General features: G+C 43.0%; 14 protein-coding genes. 10 read left to right on the top strand and 4 right to left on the bottom strand.

What is annotated here, in order from left to right; all coding sequences use genetic code 11:
- Window positions 1–213: 213 nt before the first annotated feature.
- From DPF91_RS04335 to DPF91_RS04325, 3 genes are all read right to left on the bottom strand, one after another.
- Window positions 214–849 (bottom strand): YdcF family protein, encoded by a 636-nt coding sequence (locus DPF91_RS04335; protein WP_117233227.1) that lies wholly within the window; start codon window positions 847–849, stop codon window positions 214–216.
- A gap of 26 nt (window positions 850–875) precedes the next feature.
- A complete protein-coding gene (locus tag DPF91_RS04330) occupies window positions 876–1,685 on the bottom strand; it encodes an NAD-dependent epimerase/dehydratase family protein (RefSeq protein ID WP_117233226.1) in 810 nt (269 codons plus the stop codon).
- Window positions 1,686–1,762: 77 nt separating this feature from the next.
- Window positions 1,763–1,996 carry a TIGR02647 family protein gene (locus tag DPF91_RS04325; RefSeq protein WP_117233225.1) on the bottom strand — a complete coding sequence of 78 codons (234 nt, stop codon included), beginning with the start codon at window positions 1,994–1,996 and terminating at the stop codon, window positions 1,763–1,765.
- A 285-nt stretch (window positions 1,997–2,281) separates the two neighbouring features.
- Between DPF91_RS04325 and focA the strand changes: the two genes are divergently transcribed.
- Window positions 2,282–3,127: a formate transporter FocA gene (focA, locus tag DPF91_RS04320; protein ID WP_117233224.1), complete on the top strand. Its 846-nt coding sequence runs from the start codon at window positions 2,282–2,284 to the stop codon at window positions 3,125–3,127.
- Window positions 3,128–3,306: 179 nt separating this feature from the next.
- Here focA and DPF91_RS04315 read toward each other — a convergent pair whose 3' ends face one another.
- Window positions 3,307–4,077 (bottom strand): ABC transporter permease, encoded by a 771-nt coding sequence (locus tag DPF91_RS04315; RefSeq protein WP_117233223.1) that lies wholly within the window; start codon window positions 4,075–4,077, stop codon window positions 3,307–3,309.
- Between the two features lie 382 nt (window positions 4,078–4,459).
- Here DPF91_RS04315 and torE point away from each other — a divergent pair, with 382 nt between their 5' ends.
- The 9 genes from torE to DPF91_RS04270 form a co-directional block, all read left to right on the top strand.
- Window positions 4,460–4,639: a trimethylamine N-oxide reductase system protein TorE gene (gene torE / locus DPF91_RS04310; RefSeq protein WP_117233222.1), complete on the top strand. Its 180-nt coding sequence runs from the start codon at window positions 4,460–4,462 to the stop codon at window positions 4,637–4,639.
- Window positions 4,640–4,691: 52 nt separating this feature from the next.
- A complete protein-coding gene (gene torC, locus DPF91_RS04305; RefSeq protein WP_117233221.1) occupies window positions 4,692–5,873 on the top strand; it encodes a pentaheme c-type cytochrome TorC in 1,182 nt (393 codons plus the stop codon).
- A gap of 24 nt (window positions 5,874–5,897) precedes the next feature.
- Window positions 5,898–8,369, top strand: coding sequence for a trimethylamine-N-oxide reductase TorA (torA, locus tag DPF91_RS04300; protein ID WP_117233220.1), 2,472 nt, complete (start codon window positions 5,898–5,900; stop codon window positions 8,367–8,369).
- Between the two features lie 414 nt (window positions 8,370–8,783).
- Window positions 8,784–9,500, top strand: coding sequence for an IspD/TarI family cytidylyltransferase (locus DPF91_RS04295; RefSeq protein WP_117233219.1), 717 nt, complete (start codon window positions 8,784–8,786; stop codon window positions 9,498–9,500).
- A 3-nt stretch (window positions 9,501–9,503) separates the two neighbouring features.
- The gene (locus DPF91_RS04290; RefSeq protein ID WP_117233218.1) at window positions 9,504–10,544 is read left to right on the top strand and encodes an NAD-dependent epimerase/dehydratase family protein; all 1,041 of its coding nucleotides are present in this window, start codon (window positions 9,504–9,506) and stop codon (window positions 10,542–10,544) included.
- Window positions 10,541–11,338: a LicD family protein gene (locus tag DPF91_RS04285; RefSeq protein ID WP_241033758.1), complete on the top strand. Its 798-nt coding sequence runs from the start codon at window positions 10,541–10,543 to the stop codon at window positions 11,336–11,338. The genes DPF91_RS04290 and DPF91_RS04285 overlap by 4 nt, the downstream gene beginning before the upstream one ends.
- Before the next feature lie 165 nt (window positions 11,339–11,503).
- Window positions 11,504–12,409: a manganese-dependent inorganic pyrophosphatase gene (locus DPF91_RS04280; protein WP_117233217.1), complete on the top strand. Its 906-nt coding sequence runs from the start codon at window positions 11,504–11,506 to the stop codon at window positions 12,407–12,409.
- Between the two features lie 94 nt (window positions 12,410–12,503).
- The gene (locus DPF91_RS04275) at window positions 12,504–12,893 is read left to right on the top strand and encodes a DUF2750 domain-containing protein (protein ID WP_117233216.1); all 390 of its coding nucleotides are present in this window, start codon (window positions 12,504–12,506) and stop codon (window positions 12,891–12,893) included.
- Between the two features lie 135 nt (window positions 12,894–13,028).
- Window positions 13,029–13,235 (top strand): transposase (locus DPF91_RS04270; protein ID WP_206355536.1); only part of this gene is annotated, 207 nt, incomplete at its 3' end.

Below are 13,235 nucleotides of genomic sequence, written 5' to 3'. Positions count from 1 at the left end.
GATAAAAATCCCCATGAGTGAGAGCTCATGGGGATTTTTTGTTTGAGGATGAGTTTATTGAGTGACTGAGTTTAAGAGCGAGATGTGTAAGAGCGAGATCCCCGATGCACTCGTCGACTCGCGCTCGAGGAAGACGACGATTCACCTATTGATATATCAAAATTTTCATTCTCTGCAGTCAGAGGCGAACGAGATAGGGGATCTCGTTTTTATCTACCTCTCAATCCAATCCCTTAGTCGTCGATAGCTCTCCATCACTTTGTTAGGTATTTCCTGCTCGGTTTGAAAGCCTTTTGCGGGGTAATCAACGATGCGCTGGAAGTCATCAAGCAGAGCTTCTAGAACCATCATTAAAGGCATTTCTTCGTTGATGTATTCAAAGAAAGGAGTTTGAGTCGAGCTGACTTGGACAGATTCGTAATCGCTTGACCATTGTTTACAGAATGTGGCGTAGGCGCGACGCTCCATGAATGGCTTTTGCACCAAGATAAAGTGTTTGCAGTGAATATCCTGCTCAGTGAGTAATCTTTGGCTAAACGTGACGTTTTCACCACTATTGGTTGATTTGTTTTCTATCAATATAGCCGATTCCGGAACGCCACAGTCTTTCGCTATCGATGCAAAAGTTTCTGCTTCACTTGAATCGAATAAACCACCAGTAAATCGTCCAACACCACCAGAGAAAAGAACCTTAGGAGCGAGCCCTTGATGGTAAAGATCGGCAGCATATTTGGCGACTCGAAGGTCGTTACTACACATGACAAATAAAAGGTCAGCAGGTTTGAGTTCATGCCCAAGCTGCATGTAGCGCCAGACTTGTTCTATGTCCTTATATAGGTACTGCTTCATAGAGTGTCTCCGATAGGTATATGTGTTTAAACATCGATTGCTAATGCCTCGACTGATGAAGGATGCCTAAACTGATAGCCCAGTTCAATGAGCTTGTTGGTGAGAATTTTTTTATCTGCAGCATCAACTATGGGTGGTAAAGGTGTGTCGAGCTTGGCCGCATCTATGGCATGTTGGTAAAACTCCGCCTTAGGAACCGTAATAGGGCTGGTGGCATTGACGACTTCGTGATTGAGTGAGGTAAGGGCGAAACTCACCGCACCCACAGCATCATCAAGGTGAAGCATATTTGCAGGCGCTTGTGTACTGACTTGCTTTAATTTGGAAGCAAAGCGAGAGGGGTGACGGTTAGGTCCAAAAAGACCACTGCAACGCACGATTGCGTAATCCAAACCACTGTCGATAAGGTGTTGCTCTGCTGTCAGCATTATTCGTGCATTATCACTGAACTTACCACTCTTGATGGCAAGTTCAAGCGTTGCATCGCTCTCAGAATAGTCATGTGCACCCGATGGATATACTGTGGTAGAGCTCACCATTACCACTTTTTTGACGTCACGCTGCTTAGCATATTGGCAAAGCGCGAGCCAATAGCCTGCATACTCTTCGCCGTTTCCTTTGCGAAAGCCTGGAGGAAAGCAACCAATTATGGCATCAGTATCTTGTGGAATATTATCAAGTGTCTTTGGCCGTGAAAGGTCGAGCTCTATGGCAGGAAAGGGTTGATTGCTAAGACAATGTGCGGAGGTTTTGCTAACCGTAACGTGATGATGGTGAGAGAGGTGCTTTGCCAATGGCAACCCTAACCAACCAGCACCTATGATGAGAACATTCATAGTGAACCTCAAATCCATTCAAGAGTGTATAGGCTAGGGTAACGTTATTCTAAGATCTAGTTAAGCGGAAACCAAAGTTAAGCGCTTAATACACGAAGAATTTTGTCTGCGTGCTCAGCAACTTCAATCCCTTCGTCGGTTAGGTAACCACCGTCAGGAAGCGTGCATAAGTTCTTCTCGTATAGACGCTTGACTGCATCTTGCGCTTCTTGACTCGCTTCGCCGTGTACTTTAATACCTGTTGCCGCGCTGCTGATGTCGAATTGTAGAAGTAGGTTAAGTTCAGCGATATGTTGCTCTGAATATTTCATAGAATTACCTTCTGTATAAGCGTTTCTTTCACCATAAGAGCAGCACTCAGTCAGCGCAAATAATAGTTTAAAGAAATGATACCTGACGCAAGATCGGACTTTTTCTAATCGATATCATAAGCTTTATTAATGGCTAAACCGCTGAACTACCTCGAAAGAACTATGCTTCAAATCAAATTTACAACAATATGAGTAAACATTGATTTCACCCCTTGAAATTGCATTTAAACAGCGCGATTATCCGCGTCCTTTCTAAACCTGTTTCAAAATGTAACGAGCGTATTCATGAACCAATTTGATTCTTTATTACCACCACAGGTTGCCGAGCGTGCAGCTGAGATTGGCGTTGGTAAAGCAACAAAAGATCCTGTGAAGTCATTTTTGTTGGCGATATCCGCAGGTATCCATATTGGTATTGCGTTTATTTTTTATACCACAGTCACCACGGGTGCTGGGGATATGCCTTGGGGTATGACCCGCTTTGTTGGTGGTTTAGCGTTTAGTCTTGGCTTGATCCTAGTTGTTGTAACAGGTGGTGAGCTATTTACCAGTTCAGTACTCACCTTAGTCGCTCGAGCAAGCGGCAAGATCTCTTGGAAGACACTCATTAAGAACTGGTTTGTTGTTTATCTTGGTAACTTGGCCGGTGCTGTGTTGTTGGTTGTGTGTATGTTGATCGCACGTCAATACATGTTCGATCATGGCCAAGTTGGCCTCAATGCGATGGCGATTTCTCAACACAAGTTGCATCACAACTTCTTCCAAGCTGTTGCTCTGGGCATCATGTGTAATGTATTGGTTTGTATTGCAGTTTGGATGACATTCAGCGGTGTGACGCTCACAGATAAAATTCTGGTGATGATTTTACCAGTGGCGATGTTTGTTTCCGCAGGTTTTGAGCACTGTATTGCAAACATGTTCCAAGTGCCTTTAGCGATCGGCATTAAAACCTTTGCACCAGCTGAGTTTTGGCAAATGACCGGTGCAAATATTGCAGATTATGCGGATTTGACTATTAGTAACTTTGTTCTGAATAATCTGCTACCAGTGACACTTGGCAATATCATCGGTGGTGGTGCATTTGTTGGAATGTGGTATTGGATGATCTACTTGCGAGATGAGCAAAAATAACTCGATTTATAGAATGGCGCGACTTCGGTTAGCGCCATTTTTGTAGCCATCAAATTAATGTTAAAAAGTGATTGCAATTCAAATTATTAACTATAAGTGATTGTTATTGTTTGATTTAAAATTTAATCCGAAGGGTTATCCACATCTTTTGTGGATAACCTATTTTGGTCACTCATTGATTAGTGGATTAAGATCTTTCCATTGTCATCAAAGCCTGTTTTCCCAATGATTTTCAGTGTTACTGCACTAGAAAGTGTAATTAAAGTGAAGATCGCAATCATGATCATGAGTTGATATTTAATCGCGACGATTGGATCGGCACCACCTAGAATCTGACCTGTCATCATCCCTGGTAAGGTTACGATTCCCATTGTAGACATACTCGCGAGCGATGGCACTATCGATTTATTGACTGCTTGTTGAATAAAATGTTGTGTTGCAAATAGGGGAGAGGCACCTAATGCAATCGCTGCATAATATTGGTCTCTGTTGTCTTCCAGTGAGGTTGTGAAGTTTTGTAGGCTTACGATGTTTGCGCTCAAGCAGTTACCCAGCAACATGCCCGCCAAAGGGATTAGGTAACGGGCATCGTACAATGGAGCAGCATTGACTACACCAGCGAGAATGATTGCAAGCATAGGGAGTAGTCCAGTAAATAGGCCAAGCAAGATCGCCACTAAAACTGTGGTCGATGACAGCTTCGCTTTCGACCTGATCGAATAACTAGCCACGACCGTCATCACGACTAACCACAGAACGTTTACCGTTAAGCTGTTGAGTTCAAATAGATAGGTTAGATAAAAGCCAACAAGAATGAGCTGAATAGTCATTCTGGCGATACTGATTATGAGTTCTTTGCCTAAATGGATTCCCATGCTTTTCAGTAAAGAAATAGGAATCAATAAAACTAACGAAAACAGCCCTAATGCCAACCATGGGATATCGATCAATGTGTGTCCTTTCTGTTGAAAAAGCTATTTAGACAAGTGTACCGAAATAACGTTGGATAGACACCTAAACGAGCTAGCTAAGTAAGCAACAAGTTTCATTTTTAAGCGAAAATCGCTCAGATAATAAAACAGCAACTTAACCAGAATTTAACCTACCCCCTAAGTATTATAATTTCATATTTGTTCATATTTTTACACATGAAATGTTAATCAAACACATCTCCGTTTCAGCTCAAAAAAGTATTGAATAACTAGGTTTGATAAGGGTTTACCCGTTGAACCTTAGATTTTGTATGGTTTAAGATTCGTGGCAGAAGTTGTTATAGGTTCAGCTCATTGAGCTAAACTAAATTGAATTGCACAGTACAAAATAGGCAAATGTATGAGTGATGTTAATAAAATAGAAAGTGGCGAAAAACGCTCTCTGGAGTGGAAGTCATTCCTCTTCATCGCAGTCGTTCTCTTCCCAATCTTGAGTGTTGCTGTAGTTGGCGGCTATGGATTCATCGTTTGGATGCTTCAAGTGTTCTTCTTTGGTCCTCCTGGCGCACACGGCATTTAATTGCTACCTGCTCATCCACATTTTTGATTGAATTTTTTGAAGAGAGCTAAACATGAAATCATTTTTAGTTAAAATTTGGCGCACTATGACACGCCCAGCAGTACACATCAGTTTGGGTGTACTAACCATGGGTGGTTTTATTGCCGGCGTTATCTTCTGGGGTGGTTTTAACACTGCACTAGAAGCAACCAACACAGAAGAGTTCTGTGTAAGCTGTCACACCATGCGTGACAATGTTTACGTAGAGCTACAAGAAACAGTTCACTGGAAAAACACATCAGGTGTACGTGCAACTTGTCCTGACTGTCACGTTCCTCATGAATGGACGGCTAAGATCGCTCGTAAGATGCAAGCTTCTAAGGAAGTATTCGCACAAGTATTTGGTAACTACGATGAACCAGGTCACTTTGAAGAGCGTCGTATTGAGCTCGCAAAACACGAATGGGATCGTTTCTCTGCAAACAAATCTCTAGAGTGTAAGAACTGTCACAACTACGACTCTATGGACTTCGAAAACATGCGTCCTACTGCACGTATTCAAATGAAGAATGCTGCGGAACGAGACCAAAGCTGTGTTGACTGTCATAAAGGTATCGCACACAACCTTCCACTAGATATGGATTCAGCGAGCGGTATCGTTGGTGATCTTGAGCAAGTGGCAGGTAGCACTTCTTACGCGAATGGTTCTGATGTGATCTCTATCCGTCACCTTCCAATGTACACAGATGAAACGGCTGAAGTTGAAGCTGGTCTGCTAAGCCCAGCAAGTAAAGTTGCCGTGATCGACGAAAAAGGCGACATGATCAAGGTTCAGATCGATGGCTGGCGTAAGTCGAAAGGTTTCGGTCGTGTAATTCAAGAAGATTTCGGTATGAACATTTCTACTGCAATCTTGACCAAAGAAGTATCTCAAAGCGACGTTATCACTGTTGGTGAACAGAAAGAAGACGAACTAACAGGTCTTCCATGGGAACAAGTTAACCTAGCGCTATGGATGAAGAAAGAATCTATGGTTGATAACTATGACCCAATCTGGGATGCAGCAGGCCAAGCATACCAGTCTAACTGTTCAACATGTCACTCACAGCCTGATGAAGCGCACTTTAGTGCTAACGGTTGGGTAGGCATGCTAGATGGTATGATCGCATTCGTTAACTTCGACACTGATACAGAAGCACTTGTTCTTAAGTATCTACAGAAGCACTCATCAGATTTTTCTGAAGGCCATCACTAATAAGACGTCAATTGGAGTAACACAATGGCAATTACAAGAAGAAGTTTTCTGAAAGGTGTCGCGACAACGAGTGCTGCATCGGTCATCGGTTCAAGCTTATTAGCACCTACTTTAGCTAGCGCGAATGAAGCGGCTAAAACAGAAGGCACTTGGAAAGTATCAGGTTCACACTGGGGCGCATTCCGCGCTCGAGTGTACGCAGGTAAAGTACAAGAGATTAAACCTCTAGAGCTTGATAAGCACCCAACAGAAATGTTGAACGGTATCAAAGGCATTATCTACAGCCCATCTCGTGTGCGTTACCCAATGGTTCGCCTAGATTGGTTGAAGAAGCACAAATACAGTGCAGATACACGTGGTAACAACCGTTTCATCCGTGTAACTTGGGACGAAGCTCTGGATCTTTTCTACCGCGAGCTAGAGCGCGTACAGAAAGATTACGGTCCATGGGCACTTCACACAGGTCAAACTGGTTGGAGACAAACAGGTCAGTTCCACAGCTGTAATAACCACATGCAGCGTGCAATGGCGCTTCACGGTTACTCAGTGAAGAAAATCGGTGACTACTCGACAGGTGCTGGTCAAACGATCATGCCTTACGTATTAGGTTCTACTGAGGTTTACGCACAAGGTACATCTTGGGAACTTATCCTAGAAAACAGTGACAACATTGTTCTTTGGGGTAACGATCCAGTTAAGAACCTGCAAGTAGGCTGGACATGTGAAACTCACGAGTCATTTGCATACCTAGAGCAGCTGAAAGAAAAAGTTGCTAACAAAGAAATCAACGTTGTTTCTGTTGACCCTGTTAAGAACAAAACAGGTCGTTACCTAGAAAACGAACAGTTCTACATCAACCCACAAACTGACGTGGCGTTTATGCTAGGTGTGGCTCATGTTCTTTACAACGAAGACCTATACGACAAGAAGTTCATTGATACTTACTGCCTAGGTTTTGAAGACTTTATCAAGTACGTTCAAGGTGAAACGAAAGATAAAGTTGAGAAGACACCTGAGTGGGCATCTGCTATCTGTGGTGCAAGCGCGGACTCTATCCGTGACTTTGCTAAAATGTTAGTCAACGGTCGTACACAGATTCTTGTAGGTTGGAGTATTCAACGTCAAGAACATGGTGAACAGCCATACTGGATGTGTGCAGTTATCGCAGCAATGGTTGGCCAAATTGGTCTACCTGGCGGTGGTATTTCTTACGGTCACCACTACTCTGGTATCGGTGTATCTTCAACTGGTTTCGCTGCTCCGGGTTCTTTCCCGTTGAACATCGACCAAGGTCAATCGCCTAAGCACACGAATACAGATTACAACGGTTACAGCCGTGTAATTCCGGTTGCTCGTTGGGTTGATAGCCTGCTAGAACCAGGTAAGAAAATCAAAGCGAATGGCGCGACAGTAACACTTCCAGACGTGAAGATGATGGTATTCAGTGGTAACAACCCTTGGCATCACCATCAAGATCGCAACAAGATGCGTAAAGCATTCAAGAGCCTACAAACGGTAGTCGCTGTTGATTTTGCTTGGACGGCGACGTGTCGTCACTCTGATATCGTTCTGCCTGCATGTACTCAGTTTGAGCGCAATGATATTGATGGTTATGGCGCATACTCAGGTCGTGGTCTAATCGCGATGCAAAAACTAGTGGACCCACTGTTCCAGTCAAAGACTGACTTCGAAATTATGTCTAACCTAACTAAGCGTTGGGGTCGTTACGACGATTACACACGTGGTATGGACGAAATGCAGTGGATTAAATCACTTTATGACAACTGTCGCGCTTCAAATGAAGGCAGCTTCGAGATGCCAGAGTTTGCTGAGTTTTGGGAGAAAGGTTTCCTAGATTTCGGCAAAGGTAAGCCATGGACTCGTCACGCTTCATTCCGTGAAGACCCGGAGATTAACGCACTAGGTACTCCTTCTGGTTTCATCGAAATCACAAGCCGTACTGTTGGCAACATGGGTTACGAATTCTGTCAAGAACATCCAATGTGGTTCGAAAAATCTGAGCGTTCACACGGTGGTCCTGGCTCTGATAAACATCCGTACTGGCTACAATCTTGTCACCCAGACAAGCGTCTTCACTCGCAAATGTGTGAGTCAGAAGAGTTTCGTGCAACATATGCAGTACAAGGTCGTGAGCCAATCTACATCAACCCAACAGATGCTAAGAAGAAAGGCATCAAGGATGGGGATGTAGTACGTGTATTCAACGATCGTGGTCAACTACTAGCAGGCGCTGTTCTAATGGATAGCTACGCTCCTGGTGTTGTACGTATCGAAGAAGGTGCTTGGTACGGTCCGATTAACGAGAAAGTGGGCGCGCTAGATACTTACGGCGATCCAAACACACTAACTCAGGATATCGGTTCTTCTGAGCTCGCACAGGCAACGTCTGCGAACACGTGTCTAGTAGATTTCGAGAAGTTCACTGGTAAGCTACCGCCTGTAACATCATTCGGTGGACCAATCGAAGTAGCGTAACCAAGCAAAAGCTTAAAATAAAAATCCCCACAGGGCTTCCTGTGGGGATTTTTTTATGTCTTTTTTAATCAGTGAATACCTAAACTTAGAAAAATTTCATTCAAAAAGGTGAGAAGATTAAGACATTTAAAGCGGCTTAGAGCGTTAAAATCATTCAATACTAGTACTCTGTTTTTATTACTCCATGAATTAAGTACGAAAGGCGTATTACGAGTCATCGCGGATATAGAAAACCGATGTTGGCTACATTAATGTCAAGTGGTTATCTGTGACAGATTGATGGCATTTAAGTTAACACTTAATGAAGGTTTCTTTGTGGCTTTCAAAGAAGACTCTGAATTGAGTTAACGCGGTTTCCTTAGTTTGCTGCTATTGATCAGTCGGATTGATGCGTCAGTCAATTTGGAGGGAGCTATGAATGTTGCATTAATATTTGCTGGTGGTGTGGGTACTAGGATGAAAAACAGCACCAAGCCAAAGCAATTCCTAGAGTTGTATAACAAGCCAGTTATTATCTACACCCTGGAGAAATTTGAAGAGAACTCAAATATCGATGCCGTGGTTGTGGTGTGCGTTGAGCCTTGGATAGAGTACTTGAATAAGCTGCTGTTCAAGTTTGATATCACTAAAGTGAAATTTGTCATCCCCGGCGGGCAGACAGGCCAAGAATCGATTTTTCAAGGATTGTGTAAGATTGAAGAAGAATTCCATCACAATTCAATTGTCTTGATCCATGATGGTGTTCGTCCGTTGATCAACGATGAGATTATCAATTGTAATATCAACGCAGTTAAGAACCATGGTAGCGCTATTACCACCTGTCCTCCTGTTGAAACCTTCGTATTGGTGGATAACGATGATGTTGTGAAAGATGTTCATGACCGCTCTCTTTCTCGCCTTGCCAAAGCACCACAAAGCTTTTATCTCCAAGACATTATTTCTGTTCATCGACGTGCACTCGAAGATCAGTTCTTCGAAGCGATTGATTCGTGCTCGTTGATGACCCAATACGGTCATGATGTGCGCCTTGTCCCAGGCATTTCAGAAAATATTAAAATCACTTCACCGATCGATTTCTTTATTTTCAAAGCGATCATCGATACACAAGAAAACCTACAGGTATTTGGTTAAATCATGATGAAAGAACAAATGGATATTGTTTACGAAGACAACGAAATGCTTTACCAGACATTAGACTCCTGGCAGGCACTAAGTAATAAAGCCGTGCTAGTAACGGGGGGAACGGGTATGTTGGCAGCCTGTTTGGTTCGCTTCCTTGTTTTCTTGAACCAGAAAGATCAGCTGGGTATTAACGTCGTGGTATTGGTTAGAAATCAAGATAAAGCCAAGCGAATGTTTGCTGAAATCTTCCACCAAATTACCTTGGTTGTTCAAGATGTGTGTGAGCCGGTCCAATATAAAGGAAACATAGACTACGTCGTGCACGCTGCGAGTAGTGCGAGTCCTTATCATATCAAACATGATCCAGTTGGTATCATCAAAGCCAATGTTCAAGGCACACTTAATCTACTCGAGCTAGTACGGAATAAAAATATTCGCAATTTTATGTTCCTATCTACGAGAGAAGTGTATGGCCGGGTTGAAGACTTGGAGTATCTCACCGAACAAGATTTTGGTACCTTTGATCCGTTAGATTCCCGCTCATGTTATCCAGAAAGTAAGCGACTGGCTGAGACCCTACTTCAAGCTTATGCGACACAGTATCAGGTCCCTTATAGTTGTGTTCGTATTGCTCATTCCTATGGACCCGTCATGTTCCTTAATGACGGCAGAGTGATGTCAGACCTTGTTGGCGATGTGGTCCATTCTAGACCGATAGTTCTCAATAGCGATGGAAGTGCCATGCGATCTTTTTGTTATGTGACGGATGCTGTGTCTGCAATGCTGTTGGTGTTATTAAAAGGTGAGCAAGGCCAAGCGTTCAATATTGCCAATGAAACAGAGGAGATATCCATACTCCAGCTTTCACACCTCCTCTCTGATTTAAAAGAAGGCACCATTCCTGTTAAGCACAAGATTGTTAGCGATAGTGCCTATTGCCAGTATCAACGAACCAAGCTTGATGTTGCAAAAATCGAAGGCTTGGGTTGGCTGCCTAAAGTGTCTTTACGAGAGGGGTTAGAGAAGACATTGGCTTACATGGAGGCTGAATGATGAGAGAGTTAACGATGGATGAACTTCGTAACGTTCAGATGCAAATACTTGATGAAGTGCATGAGTTTTGCCAAAAAAACAAGCTCAGATACTCTTTGGCCGGAGGGACTTTATTAGGTGCTATTCGCCACAAAGGCTATATTCCTTGGGATGATGACATAGATATCATGATGCTAAGAAAAGATTACGACTATCTGATCAAACACTTTACTGCCCAGCATTCCGGTTATTCAATTTTTCACCATAAAAGTGAACGCAACAATTATCCTTTTCTTTTTAGTAAGCTGTCATTGAATAACACGAAGCTCTCTAATGGCAGACTCAAAGGAGTGGGTATTAATATTGATATCTTCCCAATCGATAGCTTGGGCAACGGTAAGCTGACTTCAAAACTACGTTTTAATACTATGAAGTTACTGAATGCCGTCGTTAGGCTGCAGAGGTCGAAAAAGACCTTTTGTGATCGATGGCTAGATACAGCGTATTCATCTCTCCAAAATACCGCTAATCGGATTCCAACACTTTATTTGCTGTCGTTGATAGAGAAGCTTTGCGTTCAGTCGGTGAATAGTTCGAAGGGATATTCGGTCAGTATTGGTAGCCGGTATCTTGACAAAGAATACACCTCCTCGACTCTATACGAGTCTTATAGGAAATATCAGTTCGAAGATCGAGAGTACTGGTGCATCTCGAGTTATGATCAATATTTATCGATGATGTATGGCGACTACATGCAGATTCCGAAGGATCAAGATAAAGAAACGCATAATAATGTCGGCTTTTTACCTACTTGAGTCGAACAATTTCACGAATGCGAAATGACGGGTTGCGAAATGACATGTGTTCGCTGAGAAAATGAGTACCAGAAATGACCAAAGCAAAAAAATAGGGTAAAGTACTGACCATTGAAATTGTCTCTAATGCTTAGAGGCATTATTGGAAGTGAAATAGGAAACAAGATGATTCTAGTAGTTGGTCACAAGAACCCTGATAGTGACAGTATTTGTAGTGCTTTAGTTGCAACTGAGCTTCTTAAAGCTCGTGGTGTTGAAGCAAAACCAATTCGCCAAGGCGAGATCAACCGTGAAACTCAACACATTCTAGAAGTCGCTGGCGCTGAGTCTCCAGAGCTACGTACAACTGTTGCGGGTGAGAAAATTTGGTTAGTTGATTACTCAGATCTAGCGCAAGCGCCTGACGACGTAGCTGAAGCAGAAATTCTAGGTATCGTTGACCATCACCGCCTAGGTGATGTGATGACCGTAAACCCAATGGAAGCTTGGATCTGGCCTGTAGGTTGTACTAACACAGTACTATTCAACATGTTCAAGATCGAAGGTCACGAGATCTCTGAGCAAATTGCTAAACTAATGATGTCTGCAATCCTATCTGATACAGTAGGCTTCGCATCTCCAACTTGTACTCAAAAAGATAAAGATGCAGTTGCTGAGCTAGCTAAAATCGCTGGTGTAACGGATGTTGATGCATTCATCAAAGATCTTCTAATTGCTAAGACGAACATCGAAGGTCTATCTGCAGCTGAGCTAGTAGAGAAAGATCTTAAAGGCTACCCATTCAACGGCCGTGACGTTGTTGTAGGCCAAGTTGAGCTTGCAACTCTTGAGCAAGTTGATGGCATGATCGAAGCACTTGAAGCTGACCTAGAGTCTCGTTGTGAGAAAGATGGTCTTGCTTTCGCTGCAGTAATGCTTACAGACATCACAACCGCGCAAACTCGTCTACTATACAAAGGTGAGTGGGCTGAGAAGCTAGTTAAGCACGAGAAAGATGGCGTGCTTATGATGGAAAATACGCTAAGCCGTAAGAAGCAAGGCTGGCCTTGGCTACAAGGTGAACTAGCTTAATTGCTTGTTCGTAACGCATAATTATAAACGCCCACACTTTACTTGTGGGCGTTTTTTATTTGCTGCTCAATCACTACTTTAATCGGAGAACATCATGTCTCAAGCTTTGACCGAAGAGCAAATCAAACAAGTGAATGCGATGAATGAAGAGCAACGCTTCAACTATTGCATGAAAGAGATCGTAAGCAACCGCCAAGTGTGGATTCTTACCGATGAGCATGGCTGTGTAATGCTAAACACTGAAGATGAAGACTGTGTACCAGTGTGGCCAAACGAAGAGTTTGCAAGCCAGTGGGCGACGGGGGAGTGGGAACATTGTAAGCCTGAACCTATATCTACAGCAAAGTGGTATAGCCGTTGGACTTACGGTCTAGAGGATGATGAGTTGTCCGTTGTAGTATTCCCAAATTCAAATGAGGAAGGTGTGATCCTTTACCCTGATGAGTTTGAACAAGAACTGCGCAAGCAAGAGCGTAAGAGATAACTAGATCGCTTCGCTGCTGGAAAATTGGATATCTAGATTCTTTAATCTACCGCACTAAAAAGGGTTGACGTGGAGACTGTCTTAAATTCTGTGTAACTGTCTAAACTTAAAGCCGTAATGGCTAAGGATAGGCACATGGATAAGAAAGCACTTGAAGCTTTTGCTAAAGAAGCTGCAAAGGGAATTAAAACTCCCGAAGACTTAACTGAATTCAGTCAGATGCTCAAAAAGATCACTGTTGAGGCTGCTCTCAACGCTGAAATGGATGAGCATCTTGGCTATGAAAAACACCAACCTTCTAAATCCAATAACAGCCGAAATGGAAAGAGTTCCAAGAGTGTA

The organism is Vibrio maerlii (genome assembly GCF_003415655.1).
In the GTDB taxonomy this organism is placed as follows: Bacteria; Pseudomonadota; Gammaproteobacteria; order Enterobacterales; family Vibrionaceae; genus Vibrio; species Vibrio maerlii.
This window is presented reverse-complemented; position numbering and strand designations above follow the sequence as displayed.

Coding starts and splice junctions, on each gene's coding strand:
- DPF91_RS04335 (WP_117233227.1), bottom strand. CDS start 849: ATGAAGCAGTACCTATATAAGGACATAGAACAAGTCTGGCGCTACATG.
- DPF91_RS04330 (WP_117233226.1), bottom strand. CDS start 1,685: ATGAATGTTCTCATCATAGGTGCTGGTTGGTTAGGGTTGCCATTGGCA.
- DPF91_RS04325 (WP_117233225.1), bottom strand. CDS start 1,996: ATGAAATATTCAGAGCAACATATCGCTGAACTTAACCTACTTCTACAA.
- focA (WP_117233224.1), top strand. CDS start 2,282: ATGAACCAATTTGATTCTTTATTACCACCACAGGTTGCCGAGCGTGCA.
- torE (WP_117233222.1), top strand. CDS start 4,460: ATGAGTGATGTTAATAAAATAGAAAGTGGCGAAAAACGCTCTCTGGAG.
- torC (WP_117233221.1), top strand. CDS start 4,692: ATGAAATCATTTTTAGTTAAAATTTGGCGCACTATGACACGCCCAGCA.
- torA (WP_117233220.1), top strand. CDS start 5,898: ATGGCAATTACAAGAAGAAGTTTTCTGAAAGGTGTCGCGACAACGAGT.
- DPF91_RS04295 (WP_117233219.1), top strand. CDS start 8,784: ATGAATGTTGCATTAATATTTGCTGGTGGTGTGGGTACTAGGATGAAA.
- DPF91_RS04290 (WP_117233218.1), top strand. CDS start 9,504: ATGATGAAAGAACAAATGGATATTGTTTACGAAGACAACGAAATGCTT.
- DPF91_RS04285 (WP_241033758.1), top strand. CDS start 10,541: ATGATGAGAGAGTTAACGATGGATGAACTTCGTAACGTTCAGATGCAA.
- DPF91_RS04280 (WP_117233217.1), top strand. CDS start 11,504: ATGATTCTAGTAGTTGGTCACAAGAACCCTGATAGTGACAGTATTTGT.
- DPF91_RS04275 (WP_117233216.1), top strand. CDS start 12,504: ATGTCTCAAGCTTTGACCGAAGAGCAAATCAAACAAGTGAATGCGATG.